General features: G+C 63.1%; 15 protein-coding genes. 9 read left to right on the top strand and 6 right to left on the bottom strand.

Annotated elements, in window-relative coordinates; translation table 11 throughout:
- Positions 1-66 precede the first annotated feature (66 nt).
- Genes BLR85_RS12220 through BLR85_RS12205 form a run of 4 tightly spaced genes read left to right on the top strand, consistent with a single transcriptional unit; the run spans position 67 to position 3,105 of the window.
- Entirely contained in the window at positions 67-798 is a 732-nt protein-coding gene (locus BLR85_RS12220; RefSeq protein WP_093156080.1) for a competence/damage-inducible protein A, read from the top strand.
- Positions 795-1,523: a GNAT family N-acetyltransferase gene (locus tag BLR85_RS12215; protein ID WP_093156077.1), complete on the top strand. Its 729-nt coding sequence runs from the start codon at positions 795-797 to the stop codon at positions 1,521-1,523. Before BLR85_RS12220 ends, BLR85_RS12215 begins: the two co-directional genes overlap by 4 nt.
- 17 nt (positions 1,524-1,540) lie before the next feature.
- Entirely contained in the window at positions 1,541-2,110 is a 570-nt protein-coding gene (locus BLR85_RS12210; RefSeq protein ID WP_093156074.1) for a peroxidase-related enzyme, read from the top strand.
- A complete protein-coding gene (locus BLR85_RS12205) occupies positions 2,107-3,105 on the top strand; it encodes an OmpA family protein (protein ID WP_093156071.1) in 999 nt (332 codons plus the stop codon). The genes BLR85_RS12210 and BLR85_RS12205 overlap by 4 nt, the downstream gene beginning before the upstream one ends.
- A 105-nt stretch (positions 3,106-3,210) precedes the next feature.
- On the opposite strand, the gene BLR85_RS12200 is transcribed toward BLR85_RS12205, so the two are convergent.
- The 5 genes from BLR85_RS12200 to BLR85_RS12180 all read right to left on the bottom strand — a co-directional run bounded on the left by BLR85_RS12200 (position 3,211) and on the right by BLR85_RS12180 (position 8,362).
- Positions 3,211-4,116: a LysR family transcriptional regulator gene (locus BLR85_RS12200; RefSeq protein WP_068312910.1), complete on the bottom strand. Its 906-nt coding sequence runs from the start codon at positions 4,114-4,116 to the stop codon at positions 3,211-3,213.
- Between the two features lie 248 nt (positions 4,117-4,364).
- Entirely contained in the window at positions 4,365-6,392 is a 2,028-nt protein-coding gene (locus BLR85_RS12195) for an FAD-dependent oxidoreductase (protein ID WP_093156068.1), read from the bottom strand.
- Positions 6,393-6,486: 94 nt separating this feature from the next.
- Entirely contained in the window at positions 6,487-6,873 is a 387-nt protein-coding gene (locus BLR85_RS12190) for a hypothetical protein (RefSeq protein WP_093156065.1), read from the bottom strand.
- Between the two features lie 9 nt (positions 6,874-6,882).
- Positions 6,883-7,656, bottom strand: coding sequence for a DUF6478 family protein (locus tag BLR85_RS12185; protein ID WP_244520709.1), 774 nt, complete (start codon positions 7,654-7,656; stop codon positions 6,883-6,885).
- A 61-nt stretch (positions 7,657-7,717) separates the two neighbouring features.
- Positions 7,718-8,362: a hypothetical protein gene (locus BLR85_RS12180; RefSeq protein WP_093156062.1), complete on the bottom strand. Its 645-nt coding sequence runs from the start codon at positions 8,360-8,362 to the stop codon at positions 7,718-7,720.
- A 214-nt stretch (positions 8,363-8,576) separates the two neighbouring features.
- Here BLR85_RS12180 and BLR85_RS12175 point away from each other — a divergent pair, with 214 nt between their 5' ends.
- The 4 genes from BLR85_RS12175 (at position 8,577) to BLR85_RS12160 (ending at position 12,747) form a co-directional block, all read left to right on the top strand.
- Positions 8,577-9,467 (top strand): CPBP family intramembrane glutamic endopeptidase, encoded by an 891-nt coding sequence (locus BLR85_RS12175; RefSeq protein WP_170844552.1) that lies wholly within the window; start codon positions 8,577-8,579, stop codon positions 9,465-9,467.
- 62 nt (positions 9,468-9,529) lie between these two features.
- Entirely contained in the window at positions 9,530-10,450 is a 921-nt protein-coding gene (locus tag BLR85_RS12170) for a CPBP family intramembrane glutamic endopeptidase (protein WP_170844551.1), read from the top strand.
- A 75-nt stretch (positions 10,451-10,525) separates the two neighbouring features.
- Positions 10,526-11,476 carry an acetyl-CoA carboxylase, carboxyltransferase subunit beta gene (accD, locus tag BLR85_RS12165; protein WP_093156056.1) on the top strand — a complete coding sequence of 317 codons (951 nt, stop codon included), beginning with the start codon at positions 10,526-10,528 and terminating at the stop codon, positions 11,474-11,476.
- Between the two features lie 32 nt (positions 11,477-11,508).
- Positions 11,509-12,747: a bifunctional folylpolyglutamate synthase/dihydrofolate synthase gene (locus tag BLR85_RS12160; protein WP_093156150.1), complete on the top strand. Its 1,239-nt coding sequence runs from the start codon at positions 11,509-11,511 to the stop codon at positions 12,745-12,747.
- A 266-nt stretch (positions 12,748-13,013) separates the two neighbouring features.
- Here the strand turns inward: BLR85_RS12160 and zapE are convergent, their stop codons facing one another.
- Positions 13,014-14,105 carry a cell division protein ZapE gene (zapE, locus tag BLR85_RS12155; RefSeq protein WP_093156054.1) on the bottom strand — a complete coding sequence of 364 codons (1,092 nt, stop codon included), beginning with the start codon at positions 14,103-14,105 and terminating at the stop codon, positions 13,014-13,016.
- 100 nt (positions 14,106-14,205) lie between these two features.
- Here zapE and BLR85_RS12150 point away from each other — a divergent pair, with 100 nt between their 5' ends.
- Positions 14,206-15,444, top strand: coding sequence for an MFS transporter (locus tag BLR85_RS12150; RefSeq protein ID WP_093156147.1), 1,239 nt, complete (start codon positions 14,206-14,208; stop codon positions 15,442-15,444).
- The last annotated feature ends 78 nt before the right edge of the window (positions 15,445-15,522 follow it).

The raw sequence follows: 15,522 nt of genomic DNA, 5'->3' as shown, positions 1-15,522 counted from the left end.
GGGGTTGGAAAACATCTGCGCGCGGGCCTATACCGTTTTCCAAGGACCAGAAAACAGGAGGGCGCCATGGCCAACCCGACAGCCGCAATGCTGGTGATCGGAGACGAGATCCTTTCGGGCCGGACCCGCGATTCCAACATGCATCACCTTGCGGGCGCGCTTACCAATCAAGGTATCCGCCTCACCGAGGTGCGCATGGTGGCCGACAAACCCGAGGCGATCATCACCGCGGTGCGGGCGCTCTCAGAGGCCTATGACCATGTCTTCACCTCCGGCGGCATCGGGCCGACACATGACGATATCACGGCCGAATGCATCGCCGCCGCCTTCGACACGCCGATCGGAATCCGTAACGATGCGCGCGCGCTGCTTCAGGCCCATTACGACGCGACAGATCAGGAATTGAACGAGGCCCGCCTGCGCATGGCGCGCATCCCCGACGGCGCGACGCTGATCGACAACCCGATCTCGGCCGCGCCCGGCTTCATTCTGGGAAATGTGCACGTCATGGCGGGCGTTCCCGTCATCTTTGAATCCATGGTCGCCTCGGTCCTGTCGAAGCTCACGGGTGGCGACCCGATCCTGTCGCAATCGCTCCGGATCAACCATGGCGAGGGCGAGATCGCTGGCTCGCTCACCATCTTGGCGGAAGACTTTCAGGATCTTTCCATCGGCTCCTATCCCTTCATGAAAGACGGGATCTACGGCACCCATGTCGTCATCCGCGGAACCGATGCGGCAAGGATCGACGCAGCGATGACACGCCTGGCCCGCTCCTTACCGGAGGACGACATGTGACAACGCCGGATCTGGCGGCGCTCTTCGCTGCGACTGAGACGACATGGCCGGCACGCCGGGTCATCGAGCTTCCCGGTTGGCATGTACGCGAAGGGGCCGGGGGCGGCCAGCGCGTGTCCAGCGCCTCTGCCACAACGCGCTCCCCTTCCATCCCGGCGATGGAGGGCGCACAAGCCGCATTGCATCAAGTTCCACTCGCCATGATCCGCCCCGGAGAGGAGGCGCTGGATGCGGCCCTCGAAGCGGCGGGTTATTGGATCAAGGACCCAGTGACACTCTACCTGTCGGAGATCGGGACGCTTGCCGTGCAGCCACCGCCGGTCGCGGCCTTCCACGTTTCCTGGCCGCCAATGCGCGTTCAGGAGGAGATCTGGCGCGAAGCTGGCATCGGCCCGGACCGCCTTGCCGTGATGGACAGAGTTGAGACACAGAAATGCGCCATACTCGGCCGCAACAGCGACAGGCCCGCTGGCACTGCCTTCGTGGCGCTGGACGGGCAGATCGCCGTGCTGCACGCATTGGAGGTCTCGCCGGGGCTTCGCCGGAAAGGCGCAGCCGTCCACATGATGCGGGGCGCCGCCATCTGGGCACGCGATTTCGGTGCGAAATGGTTCTGCGTTCTGGTCACGAAGGCCAACACACCAGCCAATGCGCTCTACTCTTCTCTGGGAATGCGCCCAACGGGCGGCTATCACTACAGGATCAAAACGCCCGACAGAGGCTGATCAAGGAAGGTAAAAGCATGGGTGACGACGCGCCAACGGCCCTCGACCTGCCTCCGGTGGATCGGCTGCCGGAGCACACGCAGGCCTATTTCGACCTCTGCGCCGAAAAGATCGGGATGGTGCCCAATGTTCTGCGCGCCTACACCTTCGATATCTCGAAACTCGATGCGTTCTCGGCGATGTACAACGAGTTGATGCTTGCCGACAGCGGCCTGAGCAAGCTGGAGCGCGAGATGATCGCCGTTGTCGTCTCCTCCGAGAACCGCTGCTATTACTGCCAGGCCGCACATGGCCAGGCGGTTCGGGAATTGTCGGGCGATCCGGAGCTTGGCGAACAGATGGTCATGAATTACCGCGCTGCCGATCTGTCGGACCGGCAGCGGAGGATGCTCGATTTCTCCGTGCTGCTGACCCGCGAAAGCGCAAGCGTGTCCGAAAGCCACCGGGAAGCGCTGCGGGCGGTCGGGTTTTCCGATCGGGACATCTGGGACATCGCCTCCGTCGCTGGATTTTTCAACATGACCAATCGATTGGCCTCTGCGACGGATATGCGCCCCAACAGGGAATATCACAGCCGGAACCGATGAAACCTCGCGCCCTCGCCCCTTGCCTTCTGCTTTGCCTCGCCTGCTCCGCAGCCAGCGCCCAGCTGTCCGGTCTCCCGGCGGGGGCAAGACTGGAAGAGGAGCAGAGCGCAGCGCTGGAAGACCTGCGCCTGCCGGTCGCGCCACTGGCGGGAAATGCGCTGGAAACCAAATCCGTGCAAGGTGCGGTGACCCGCCAGGCCTGGCAAGTTCCTGGCACGGACCTGTCGACGTTCCAGATCCTGTCCCCTCTGAAGGAAGGTCTGGCTGAAGGCGGATTCGAGCCTCTGCTTGAATGCAAGGATCGCGACTGCGGCGGTTTCGGTTTCCGTTACGCGATGGACCTGCTTCCGGAACCCGCGATGCATGTGGATCTGGGCGACTTCCGCTACTTCCTCGCAAAGCGGGAAACGGAGCAGGGCCTTGAATATGTGGCCCTTGTCGTCAGCCGGTCCTCCGATCGTGGCTTCATACATTTCACGGGCGTCGGGCAAGCCGAGCCCCGCCTGGCGACACGGTCTCGCGACATTGACGGATCGTCCGAGGATTCCCTTCGCCCCATGCCACGCGCTGACACATATTCCGACACCCCCGCTCTCCCGCTTCCGTCCGGGAATGGCTCCACGCTGGTCGGAACACTCGTGCAAACGGGCCGGGCCGTGCTCGAAGGGTTGAATTTCGAAACCGGCTCCTCCCGGTTGACCGAAGATGACTTCGAATCCCTGCAACAGCTTGCGGACTGGATGAACCAAAACCCTGAAATACGGATCGTTCTTGTGGGCCACACGGACACCGAGGGCGCGCTGGCGAGCAATATCGAGCTGTCCCGTGCCCGCGCCAAGGCCGTTCGGGATCGCCTCGCACAGCAATACGGGATTTCCGGCACCCGGATGGTTGCGGAAGGGGTGGGGTATCTGTCGCCAATTTCCTCGAATGCCGGCGAAAGTGGCCGGACCCAGAATCGCCGGGTCGAAGTTGTCCTGTCGGGTCCGCAATAGGCCATTCTCAGGAGCACAGGCCGGATCTGCGGGGTGTCGGGACGACAGACAAAAAACGACCGGAGCATTGCCCCGGCCAGGTTTCTCACATCGAGGGTCGTTCGATTACCAGATCTTCGGACCTTTCTCCGAAAAGCTGCGCACCAGGAAATCGATAAATGCCCGTACCTTCGGCTGCGTGAAGCGCCCCGGCGGATAGACGGCATAGATCCCAAGCGATTCATGCGGGAGGTCCGGGATCGCTTCCTCCACCAACCCGTCCTTCATTGCATCGGCATAAAGGAAGCTCGGGAGATAGGCGATGCCGAGCCCGGACACGGCGGCGTTGAGCAGCGATTGCCCGTCATTGACGGTTAACCAGCCTGCGGTGCGAACCTGACGCTTTTCGCCCGAAGGCGCGGTCAGCTTCCAGACATTGCCCGAGGACTGGTTTGAATAGTGCAACAGTTTGTGTTCGTTAAGATCATCGATCTTCTCCGGGCGGCCGTACTGGGCGAAATAGGCCGGGCTGGCGATCATCCGCTTGCTGGTTTCGGTCAGCTTGCGGGCGCGCAGCGTCGAGTCTTCCAACTCGCCGATCCGGATAGCCATGTCGAAGCCTTCGCTGATCAATTCTACATAGCGATTGTTGAGGATCATGTTCACGGTGATGTCGGGAAACTCCGACAGGAAATCCCCGAGAATCGGCGAAAGATGATTCACACCGAAATCGGTCGCGACCGAAATCCGCAAGAGACCGGACGGTGCCGATTGCATGGAGGTCACCAGCGCATCGGCTTCCCCGGCATCGTTGAGTACCCGTCGGGCGCGGTCGTAATAGGCAAGGCCAATCTCGGTGGGCGAAACGCGGCGTGTCGTGCGGTTGAGCAACCGTGCCCCGAGCCGAGCCTCCAGCGAGGAGACGTGTTTCGATACGGCCGACTTGGAGATACCCATCTTCTTTGCGGCGTCCGTAAAACCACCCTGATCCACCACGGTGGCAAAGGCTTCCATTTCGGTCAGGCGATCCATAGGGCGGTCCTCATGAACTCAGTGCTGTGCACATTCTCTGCATTACCAGCGTTTATCTCCCCGAAATCCGGCGGGATTGGGGCAAACTACAGACAATGTCGCGATTTGATCGGGCATCGTCGTGTCTGAGGAAACATTTGACCATTCACCTCTGTGAATGGGAGTCGCGTGTTTACGGGACGCACCCGCGGGAACGAGCAACCTCCCGAGCGCCGGAAAAGCCCCGGAGCGTAGGAAGGGACCGAAGGTTAGAGCGCGGCTGAAAGGCGGACGCCCTGGTTGATCGCCCGTTTCGCGTCGAGTTCCGCGGCGACATCGGCGCCGCCGATCACATGCACCTTGCACCCCGCCGCTTCGAGCGTGTTGGCCAGGCTGCGTTCGGAAACCTGCCCTGCGCACAGCACGATCGTATCGGCTTCGATCAGGGTCGGATTTTCGTGCCCTTCGCCCGAACTGACGAGGATTCCCCCCGCCTCGATGCGCTCGTAATTCACTCCGCCGCGCATCTCGACGCCCAGCATCTTCAGCTCGGCGCGGTGAATCCAGCCTGTCGTCTTGCCCAGACGCTTGCCCAACTTTTCGGATTTTCGCTGCAGAAGCGTGACCTTCCGTGCGGCCTGCTCCGGCTGCGGCCCCTCGGGCACCAGCCCGCCGCGATCCTCGGACGGATCGCCGACGCCCCAGATTTCCCGCCAGGCCTCCGGGTTCTCGGTCGGGCTCTCGCCGGCATGGGCGAGGAACTGCGCGACGTCGAAGCCGATACCCCCCGCGCCAACAATCGCGACCGATTTGCCAACGTCGGCACCGTCGCGGAGGACATCGATGTAGCTCAGCACATTCGCGCCGTCCTGACCGGGGATCTCCGGATCGCGCGGACGGACGCCCGTGGCCAGGATAACCTCGTCGAACCCGCCGAGGTCCTCGGCCGTCGCTTCCTCGCCGAGACGCAGCTCGATTGTCGAACGCTCGACCATGGTGCGGAACCAATCCACCAGCCCGTGAAACTCCTCCTTGCCCGGAACCCGCTTGGCCATGTTGAGCTGGCCGCCCAACGCCTTGGCCTTGTCGAACAGCACGACCTTGTGGCCGCGCTCCGCCGCCGTCAGCGCAGCCGACAATCCCGCCGGACCGGCGCCGACCACGGCAATCGATTTGACCTCAACGGCAGGTTCAATCTTCAATTCCGTCTCGTGACAGGCGCGTGGATTGACGAGGCAACTCGTGAGCTTGCCGCTGAAAGTGTGATCGAGACAGGCCTGGTTACAGGCGATGCACGGCGCGATCTCGTCGCCCCGGCCCTCGGCGGCCTTTCTCACGAAATCCGCATCGGCCAGAAAAGGACGCGCCATGGACACCATGTCGGCGCAACCCTCGGCCAGAACATCCTCTGCCACCTCGGGTGTGTTGATACGGTTCGAGGTGATGACCGGTATCGACACCTCGCCAATCAGCTTCTTCGTCACCCAGGTGAAAGCGCGGCGCGGCACAGAGGTGGCGATGGTCGGAATCCGCGCTTCGTGCCAGCCGATGCCGGTATTGATGATCGTGGCGCCCGCCGCCTCGATCGCCTTGGCAAGCTGGACAACCTCCTCCCAGGTCGAGCCATTCGGCACCAGGTCGATCATCGAAAGGCGGTAGATGATGATAAAGTCAGGCCCAACCGCCTCACGGCAGCGCCGCACCACCTCGACCGGCAGACGCATCCGGTTCTCGTAAGGCCCGCCCCAGCGATCCGTGCGCTTGTTAGTGTGGGTGACGAGGAACTGGTTGAGGAAGTAACCTTCGGACCCCATTACCTCGACACCGTCGTAACCTGCCTGCTTCGCCCGCGCGGCGGCAGTGACGATGTCGGAGATCTGTTTCTCGATCCCTTCTTCGTCCAGCTCCTTTGGCGGGAAGGGCGAGATTGGCGACTTGACTGGCGAGGCCGAAACACATTCGGGCGAATAGGCATAGCGGCCCGCATGAAGGATCTGCATCGCGATCTTGCCGCCGTTTTCGTGCACCCGGTCGGTCACAATACGGTGGTTGGCGATGTCCTGTTCGGTGAACAGCCCCGCCGCGCCGGGAAATACCCCGCCCTCGCGGTTCGGCGCCATGCCCCCCGTCACGATCAGCGCCACATCACCCGCCGCGCGCTCGCCGTAAAACGTCGCAACCCGCTCCCAATCCCGGGTCTCCTCCAGACCGGTATGCATCGAGCCCATCAGCACGCGGTTTTTCAGCGTGGTAAAGCCGAGATCCAGCGGCGCCAGAAAATGTGGGTACGCGGTCATGAAATCCTCCCTGTTTGCGCCGAAGAATACGGGGCGTTTCGGGGAAGTCACGTGCAACGCGGCGTCATAGATTTACGTTCACGTCAAGCGTGCATCAGCCCTCGGCCACTTCGACGCAATGACGGCGAAAGGCCCGTTTCAACAGGTCCAGTTCGGCCCGCAACAGGTCCAGCTCTGCAAGCACATCCTCCCGAAGCGGCTCGCCCGCCGCGATGGAGAAGCGCGCAAGCGTCTCGCCCTGCGAGGCCTCGCGAACCAGGAATGTTTGCACGCCATCCGAAATCAGCCTCGACGGGATGGGGACAGACAGGGTCCAGACATTCGCCATTTCCCGGTCCGCCTCCAGCTCGACACCATCCAGCGGTGTCGCCAGATGAATGACCTCGATCTGCGGCGGCGCGGTGCGCTCCTGCGAGGCGACGAGAAGCCCCTTCCAAACACCTTCGCGCAAACGCGCGTTGCTCACGCTCAGCTTCGGCATTCCCGGCTCCTAGATTTCCGTGCGGTGGCGACGATACATCGTCAGGTCCCGAATCTCGATCTGGCTCATCTGCGGCGCCTCGAAGATGAGATCGAGCCAGGCGCTTTCGATCCGTTTCTCGTTCAGTTCCGAATAGGCCAGGTCGAATTCCACGTTCCGTTCCTTAGACCCCTTGGCGATTTCCAGCACGAGCTGATCGGTATTCGGGCCGTTGCGGATGTTCAGCCGGGCGAATATCTCCAACGGCCGCTCGAAACGGAATGCCGCGTGCAGCCCGATCAGGTGGCGGCGCGTCAGGCCGGCCACCGCTTCCCGGGGCAGATCCACCGCCAGCGACAGGAAAGAGCCCTCGAAGCGGAAGACATCCATGTTCAACCCGAAGGGGGCAAGATCCGTCGCGCCACGATTGCGCAACTGGCGAAAGGTGATTTCCTGTAACGGGCAATCGTGGAACATCGCCACGCCCGGCCCGACGACCGTTCCGGATGCAACGCCGGCCACGCCCGGCGGGTCCGCGGCGATCCGCCAGAAGTCCGGCCTCCAGGACCAGTCCGCATTGGCGGGCGCTTCCACCACGGAACCGGCCGGCCCGACCTCCGCCATCCTGCCATCGGCGGCCCGGCACAGGCGGTCGATTTCCCGGCGCAGGTCGTTTGCCCGGGCGCGTGCGGATTTCAACTCGGAGAAGTCCAGATTGCCGGCAATATCCGCAAGCCGGGTCCAGCGTTGAAGGACCCTGCGATCCGCAACGCGTCCAATCAGATTTGAGACACCCATAGACATTGCAAGATCCCGTGTAACCCACGGAACATCCTTACGGCAAAACCTTTCGGAGCTGCAAATATCAGTGGCGAGAAAATGCGCCCGGTTCGGATTCCGTGGAGTTCGGGTTGGCCGAGAGGATGGCATCGACAAGCTCTTCGACGATCCGGAACCCTTCGGAGTCCTTGATCGGTTGCCCGACGAGGTCACGCAAGGTGGCCGTCACCATGTGGCCCTTGAGTTCGAAAACCGCGCGCCAGCTTGCACCGCCCAAGGCGGGGTCTTCACCACGTTCATCGGCCCGAAGGAAGAGCACGCCGCTGCGACTGAACATAGCGCCAAGCTCCATCGCCTCCGCGTTGCCCGAGCGCGACAAGGCGGCGCGTCCCGTGGCCGATCCAAAAAAGCGGCTCAGGTCACCTTGCGAGGGAAACGGCCCGACATGCCCGTCGACGCTGGTCGTCAGCAGGCCCTGGATTTCCGGGCGCGCGGCGCGCAGGTCGCCGGTCACGGAACGGCAGGACGCCATCAGAACGAACGCGGCCCGATGCCCGCTCAGCGATGCGAGCGGATCGATGCAATAGCCGCGCGGCGCCGAGATCACGAGCGACTCGTCCAGCACCGGCAGGTGCGTCCAGCCGGTCAACGGGCTATCTTCACGCCCGAACGTGGCCGCTTGGGCAAGGGACACGGACAGCAGCAGCGCCGCCCCGAAAAGGGTCGCCATCCAAAGCTCCGGACTGGAAATCCAAGTTGTCATGCTGCCTGTGCATATGCCGCGCCAAAATCGCGCAGACCCTAATCTCCATTGGGACCGGGAGCAATCCAATCGCGCGCCAATGAGCGACTTCCGGCCAATCGCGCGCGGACCGGGCCAAAGTCGCTCCCGGCGTTGCAAGCTGGCCCGCTTCAGCCTAGGCATTTGGTCGAGAGGGAACGCAATGCGCTACGAACAACACCGGTATTTCGTAGCCCCGGCCAAGGGGACGGCGGAGCTTTGGCGCACCGGCGTGGGAACCTTTCTGACTTTCCTCGCCGGCCTGGCGCTCTACCAACTGGTCTTCGCGCTGACCTCGAACCTGATCGGCCCGGAAACGACGCAGCTTCTGGTCGACAACACGACCTTCGACAAGGACAGCGCCTTCGCCACGCTCTATATCCTGACCACTTTCGGCTTTTTCGGCATTGGCCTGGCCATGGTCACAAGCTCGATTCACCGCCGCAGCCCGGCAACGCTCTTCGGCCCCGCCGCGGCGGTGGTCTCGGATGCGATCCGGGTGACGCTGAGTGTCGGAGCGCTCTTTATCGTGCTCTCCGTCATCCTGCCCAAGGATATCGAACTGGTCCGGAACACCGCATTGACGACACGGAACTGGATCGCGCTTCTTCCCATCTCGTTGGCCGCGATCCTGATACAGGCTGGAACCGAAGAACTTATCTTTCGCGGCTACCTGCAACAGCAACTTGCCGCCCGCTTTCCGAAAATGCCGCTTTGGATCATCGTGCCTTCGGCGGTTTTCGGCCTCGCCCATCTCTCGCCGGAAACGGCCGGCGCAAACGCCCCCTACTACGCCCTCTGGGCCACGTTCTTTGCGATTGCCGCGGCCGACCTGACAGCGCGAACAGGCTCCATCGGGGCGGCTCTCGGATTTCACGTGGCGAATAACATCGCTGCTATCCTTTTCACGTCCCTGCTCGGCCCCGGTTCCGGGCTGGCGCTTTTCCACATTCCCATGGAGGCCAACGACCCAAGGCTCGCGGCACAGATGCTGCCCGAGTTCGTGATGCTCTTCTGCGGCTGGCTTGCTGCCAGGGTGGCACTCAAGGTCTGAAACCCGCGATTGCGCCGATGCGGCGCGCAGTCTACCAATTTCCCGAACCAACCGAGGATTTCATGCGCACCGGAGAATTCGAAGCCTCCCTGGAAGAAGCCCGGCTCTACCCGCAACTCTGGCGGCTCCTGCTTGGCCTGTTGTTGATCACCTTCATCTTCGCCACCGGCGCGGCGATGCTGATGGGCGCCTTCGTCGCCGTCGTCAACCAGATCGACTCGATGAACGCTGTTCACACGGGGGCAGCGCTCAACCGGTTGCGCGCGGCGGCACAGGGCTATGGCGGGATCGACACGCCGCTGGCGGTGTTCCTGCTGCTGATCACCTTCATTGCGCTCTTCATCGGCCCGATGCTTTCGGCCGCGGCATTCCATTTCCGCGGCCCCGGCTCGCTTTTCGGCCCGCCGGCGGACTGGTTTCGCGGTTTCGGAACCGCGCTGGCCGTGCTCGTTCCGATCTATCTCGCCCTGGTCGGGTTGAGTTTCGTGCTGGAGTCGCCGGTGCCGAACCTGCCCTTCGGACAATGGCTAGGCTACCTGCCCTTCGCCATCCCGCTCATCTTCATTCAGACCGCCGCCGAAGAACTCGTGTTCCGCGGCTACCTGCAACAGCAACTCGCCGCCCGTTTCTCCTCCCGCTGGATCTGGATGGTCCTTCCATCGCTGGTCTTTGCCGGGCTTCACTGGTCACAGGCGTCGGGGGATACGCTGCCTTTCGTGCTGCTCTCGGCATTTGTTTTCGGCCTGATAGCCGCCGACATCACGGAGCAGACCGGCAATCTCGGCGCCACCATGGGTATCCATTTCGGCAACAACCTCTTCGGGATGCTCGGCGTCGCCCTCGGCGAAAGCGTATCTGGCCTCGCCCTTTTTGTTTCGATCACGCCGGAAGGCGTCTCCACCTCCCTGGTCGCGGGGTTGCTCTTCTCGCTCGCAATGCTGGTCGTGGTCTGGTGGATAACGCGGCGCCTGCTGACCCGGTGATCGGGGCATCAGAGCGTTTGCATTTGACGCGATACGGGCCTATCTGAGGGGCGCAACTGGCGCTGAAGGACCCCGATGAACTGGATATCCAACTACGTTCGCCCGAAGATCAACTCGCTGTTTTCGCGCCGCGAGGTTCCCGAGAACCTTTGGACCAAGTGTCCCGAATGCGGCACCATGCTGTTCCACCGCGAGTTGAAGGACAATCTCAACGTCTGCACCACTTGCGATCACCACATGGCGATCACCCCGCGGGAGCGTTTTGCGGACCTCTTTGACGGTGGCATCTTCGCCGAAGTCAAGGTGCCCGAGCCGCTGGCCGACCCGCTGCATTTCCGCGACCAGAAGAAATATCCCGAACGGATGAAATCGGCCCAGAAGAAGACCGGCGAGGCAGAGGCCATGCTGGTGGCCGAAGGCGAGATGGGCCGTACGCCGATCGTCGCCGCCTGCCAGGATTTCACGTTCATGGGCGGCTCCATGGGTATGTATGTCGGTAACGCGATCATCGCCGCCGCCGAGCGTGCCGTTGAGCTTCGCCGCCCGCTGATCCTGTTTTCCGCCGCCGGTGGCGCGCGCATGCAGGAGGGCATTCTCTCGCTCATGCAGATGCCGCGCACGACCGTCGCCGTCGAGATGCTGCGCGAGGCGGGCCTGCCATACATCGTCGTTCTCACCCATCCGACAACGGGCGGAGTGACGGCCTCCTACGCCATGCTCGGGGACATCCAGATCGCCGAGCCGAACGCTCTGATCTGCTTCGCCGGCCCGCGCGTCATCGAACAGACGATCCGCGAGAAACTCCCCGAGGGCTTCCAGCGGGCCGAGTACCTGCTCGATCATGGCATGCTGGACCGCGTGACCCATCGCAAGGAACTGCGCGAGGAACTGATCACGATCACCCGGCTGATGCTGAGCCTGCCGCCCGCGGTGAAAGGCGAGCTTCCGGCGCCCGACGAGGCAACCGCCCCTGCCCTCGAAGCCCCCGCGCCCGAAGCCCCCAAAAAGCCGGAAAAGACTGCGTGAGCCAGCGCCCGAGCGCCGATCTTCTGGCGCAAATGATGGCGCTGCATCCGAGCGAGATCGACCTCTCGCTCGACCGCACATATCGTCTTCTCGACGCGCTCGGACGTCCGCAGCACAGGCTACCTCCCGTCATTCACATCGCCGGAACCAATGGCAAGGGCTCGACGCTGGCCATGATCCGCGCCGGTCTGGAGGCCGCGGGAAAGCGCGTGCACTGCTACACCTCCCCGCATCTCGTCCATTTTCACGAACGTATCGTTCTGGCTGGCGCCGAGATCAGGGAACAGGCTCTGAGCGACCTGCTTGCCCGCACTCTCGCCGCCAATGACGGCGCTCCTATCACCTTCTTCGAAGCCACGACCTGCGCCGCGTTTGCGGCCTTCGCGGATGTGCCCGCCGACTACCTCCTGCTGGAAGTCGGAATGGGCGGCAGGATGGACACGACCAACGTGATCGACGATCCGCTGCTGACTGTCATCACTCCGATCGCGCTGGACCACCAGGCCTTTCTCGGCAACACGCTCGCCGTGATCGCCGGCGAAAAGGCCGGCATCCTGAAACGCCACGTCCCCTGCATTGTCGGCCGCCAGGAGGACGACGCGCTGGAGGTGATCGAATCCCGCGCCGCGCGCCTCGGCGCTCCCGTGATCGCCCAGGGCCAGCACTGGCACAGCTGGGAAGAACGCAGCCGCCTCGTCTTCCAGGACGAGATCGGCTTGCTGGACCTGCCCCTTCCGGCACTGGCCGGCCCACACCAGATCGACAATGCCGGCACCGCACTGGCCGTACTTCGCCAGCTCGGCTCCGGCGAAGACGTCTGTGAAGCTGCCATGACCAACGCGCGCTGGCCTGCACGCATGCAGCGCCTCACAATGGGGCCATTGAAGCAGACCGCTCCGGAGGCCGAGCTCTGGCTCGATGGCGGACACAACGCCCACGCCGCCCGCGCCATCGCCGCCACACTCGACCAGCTTCCGCCACGCCCGACCCATATCGTCTTCGCGCTTCTGAACAGCCGCGCCCCGGGCGACGTGCTCAAACCGATTGCAGGACATACAAAGAGCCTCACCGCAATCCCGATCCCGGACGAACCCAATTCATCCGACCCAGAGACGCTTGCCGATGCCGCCAGATCTCTTGGCATTGAAGCACGAACTGCCGACAACGCTCAAAGCGCCATTTCCGCTATCGTCGCAGAAGATCCACATGCCCGCATCCTGATCTGCGGCTCGCTCTACCAGGCCGGTGTCATCCTGCGCGACAACAAGTGAAGGACGGTGACCAAGACCGTTTGTCGGCGCGCCCCTGGACTGCGCGAACGATCCTTCGGATCGTGCCTCCGGCGGGGATATTTCTGGTCAGAAGAAGACGATGCAGAGGCATGAACTTCTTCTGACCAGAAATATCCCGGGGGTTTGGGGGCAGCGCCCCCAAGATCCGCCAACGGCTCACCCCGGACCAGCGAACAGGGCGGTTCGCGCCAATCAATTTCTTCTGTCATTTGCAGGAATTCCGGATGCATCGCTCTGCCGAACCGTCAGCCCGCCAACCACTCCGCCGATTGCATTTCCCGCAAACGGCTGGCCGTGCGTTCGAATTCGAACGTCCCCTCGCCTTCGAGATAGAGCATCTCCGGTGCGGCCGCTGCTGAACAGATCAGTTTCACCTTCGCCTCGTACAGGGCGTCGATCAACGTCACGAACCGCTTCGCCTCGTTGAAGTTCGACCGCCCGAGGCAGGGAATATCCGTCAGCACCAGCACCTTTGCCACCTCGGCGATCGCGAGGTAGTCGGCCGGACCCAGCGGGTGGCCACACAGATCGAAGAATCCCGCGCGCGCGACCCCGTTGCGAAAGGCCGGTATCTCCACCGGACGCGCTTTCACCGTCAAGATGAGGGGCGGCGCGTCGCCGCCCGAAAAGTCGTCCCAGACCGACTGGATCATCTTCCGTGCCGCGTGATCGTTCGGCGTGAAATAGACCGGCGAGCCGGACAGCCGGTCCTGCCGGTAGTCCTTTTCCGATATCAATTCATGCACGACCATCCGTGTCTTGATCATCTCGATGAAGGGCAGGAAGAGTTGCCGGTTCAACCCGTCCTTGTAGAGATCGTCCGGAACCCGGTTCGATGTCGTCACCACCACCACGCCGGCTGCAAACAGCCGCTCGAACAGGCGTCCCACGATCATCGCGTCTGTAATATCGCTGATCTGCATCTCGTCGAAGCAGAGCAGGTCCACATGGGTAATCACTTCATCGGCCACCGGCAGGATCGCGTCCTCCACGCCCCGCTTGCGCGCCTCGTGCAGCCCGGCATGAACCTCTTGCATGAAGGCATGGAAATGCACCCTCCGCTTCCGCTCCGTCCGCGCCGCCTCGAAGAACATGTCCATCAACATGGACTTGCCGCGCCCGACGCCGCCCCACAGATACAGACCCCGCACCGGATCCGGTTCCGCCGGTTTCGAGAACAGCCCCCGGAGCCCGCTTCTCGGCTTCGCAATGGGCCGATGGGCAAGTTCATGGCGGACCCGTTCCAGCTCCGGTAGGGCGGCGGCCTGTGCCGCGTCAGGTGTCAGCAGCCCCTCGGCCGCACGGGCGTTATAGATTTCGATCAATGTCTCGGTCATCGCAGACCGTTTAGGCGGCTCGGCTCCGATTGGAAAGCCGCCTTCCGTCGCATCCCACGCATGATTGACGATGGATTCGAGATCGTGGATGGATGCCGAAATGGAAAAGCACACGCCCCTTGTAACGCCCGTCCTCGTAGCTGGCTGTTTCATCATTCTGATCAGTTTCGCCATCCGGGCGTCCTTCGGGGTCTTCCAGATCCCAATTGCCGAGGAGTTCGGCTGGATGCGCGCGGATTTCTCCCTCGCCATCGCCATCCAGAACCTCGCCTGGGGGTTCGGGCAGCCGATCTTCGGTGCCCTTGCGGAACGGTTTGGCGACCGGCGCGCGATCTTCCTGGGCGCCATTGTCTATGCGGCCGGCCTCTTGCTGTCCTCGCTCGCCGTTACGCCCGCCCAACACCAATGGCTTGAGATCCTCGTGGGCTTCGGCATTGCCGGCACCGGAATGGGGCTGATCATTGCCGTTGTCGGACGCGCGGCCAGCGATGAGCACCGCTCCATGGCCCTGGCCATCGCCACCGCCGCCGGATCGGGCGGGCAGATATTCGGGCCGCCGCTGGCCGAATGGATGCTCGGCTTCATGCCATGGCAGACCGTCTTCGTGGCCTTCGCCGCAGCAATTCTGGCGGTGATGGTGCTCCTGCCGTTCCTGCGCAGCGATACCGACGGCACCAGCGCCATGACCGATGAAAGCATGGGCGAGATCCTACGCGCGGCGCTGCGCGATCCATCCTACACGCTGATCTTCCTTGGCTTTTTCAGCTGCGGCTACCAGCTTTCCTTTGTTACCGCCCATTTTCCCGCCTTCGTCACCGAGATGTGCGGTCCGATCCAGACCGGCGGGCTGCTGGACGGGCTGGGCATCCGGACGACATCTGCGCTCGGCGCCGTGGCGATCAGCCTGATCGGACTTGCCAATATCGGCGGCACCCTGCTCGCCGGCTGGCTCGGAAAGCACTATTCCAAGAAATACCTGCTGGCGACGATCTATGCCCTGAGAACACTCGTCGCCGCCGCCTTCATCATGACCCCGATCACGCCCGCGACGGTCGTGCTGTTCTCGCTGGCCATGGGGTCGCTCTGGCTGGCGACCATCCCGCTCACCAGCGGCCTCGTCGCCCAGATCTACGGGTTGCGCTACATGGGGACCCTCTACGGGATCGTGTTCTTCTCGCACCAACTCGGATCGTTTGTCGGCGTCTGGCTCGGCGGGCGCCTCTACGACATCACCGGCGACTACACGATGGTCTGGTGGGTTGGCGTTGGCGTCGGCGCTTTCTCGGCCCTTGTTCACCTGCCGGTCAACGAACGGCCGCTGGGCGCCCGTCTCGCCTGACCTGTGAGCGGCAAACGCGCGCGAAGCGCGCGCCGCCCCAATCGGCGGGCGGTGCGCCAGCGCCAGAGCCGGAGGGGA

The organism is Aliiruegeria lutimaris, assembly GCF_900099935.1.
Taxonomy (GTDB): domain Bacteria; phylum Pseudomonadota; class Alphaproteobacteria; order Rhodobacterales; family Rhodobacteraceae; genus Tropicimonas; species Tropicimonas lutimaris.
Note: the sequence above shows the minus strand (reverse complement) of the source record. Positions and strands in the feature narration are given on the sequence as shown.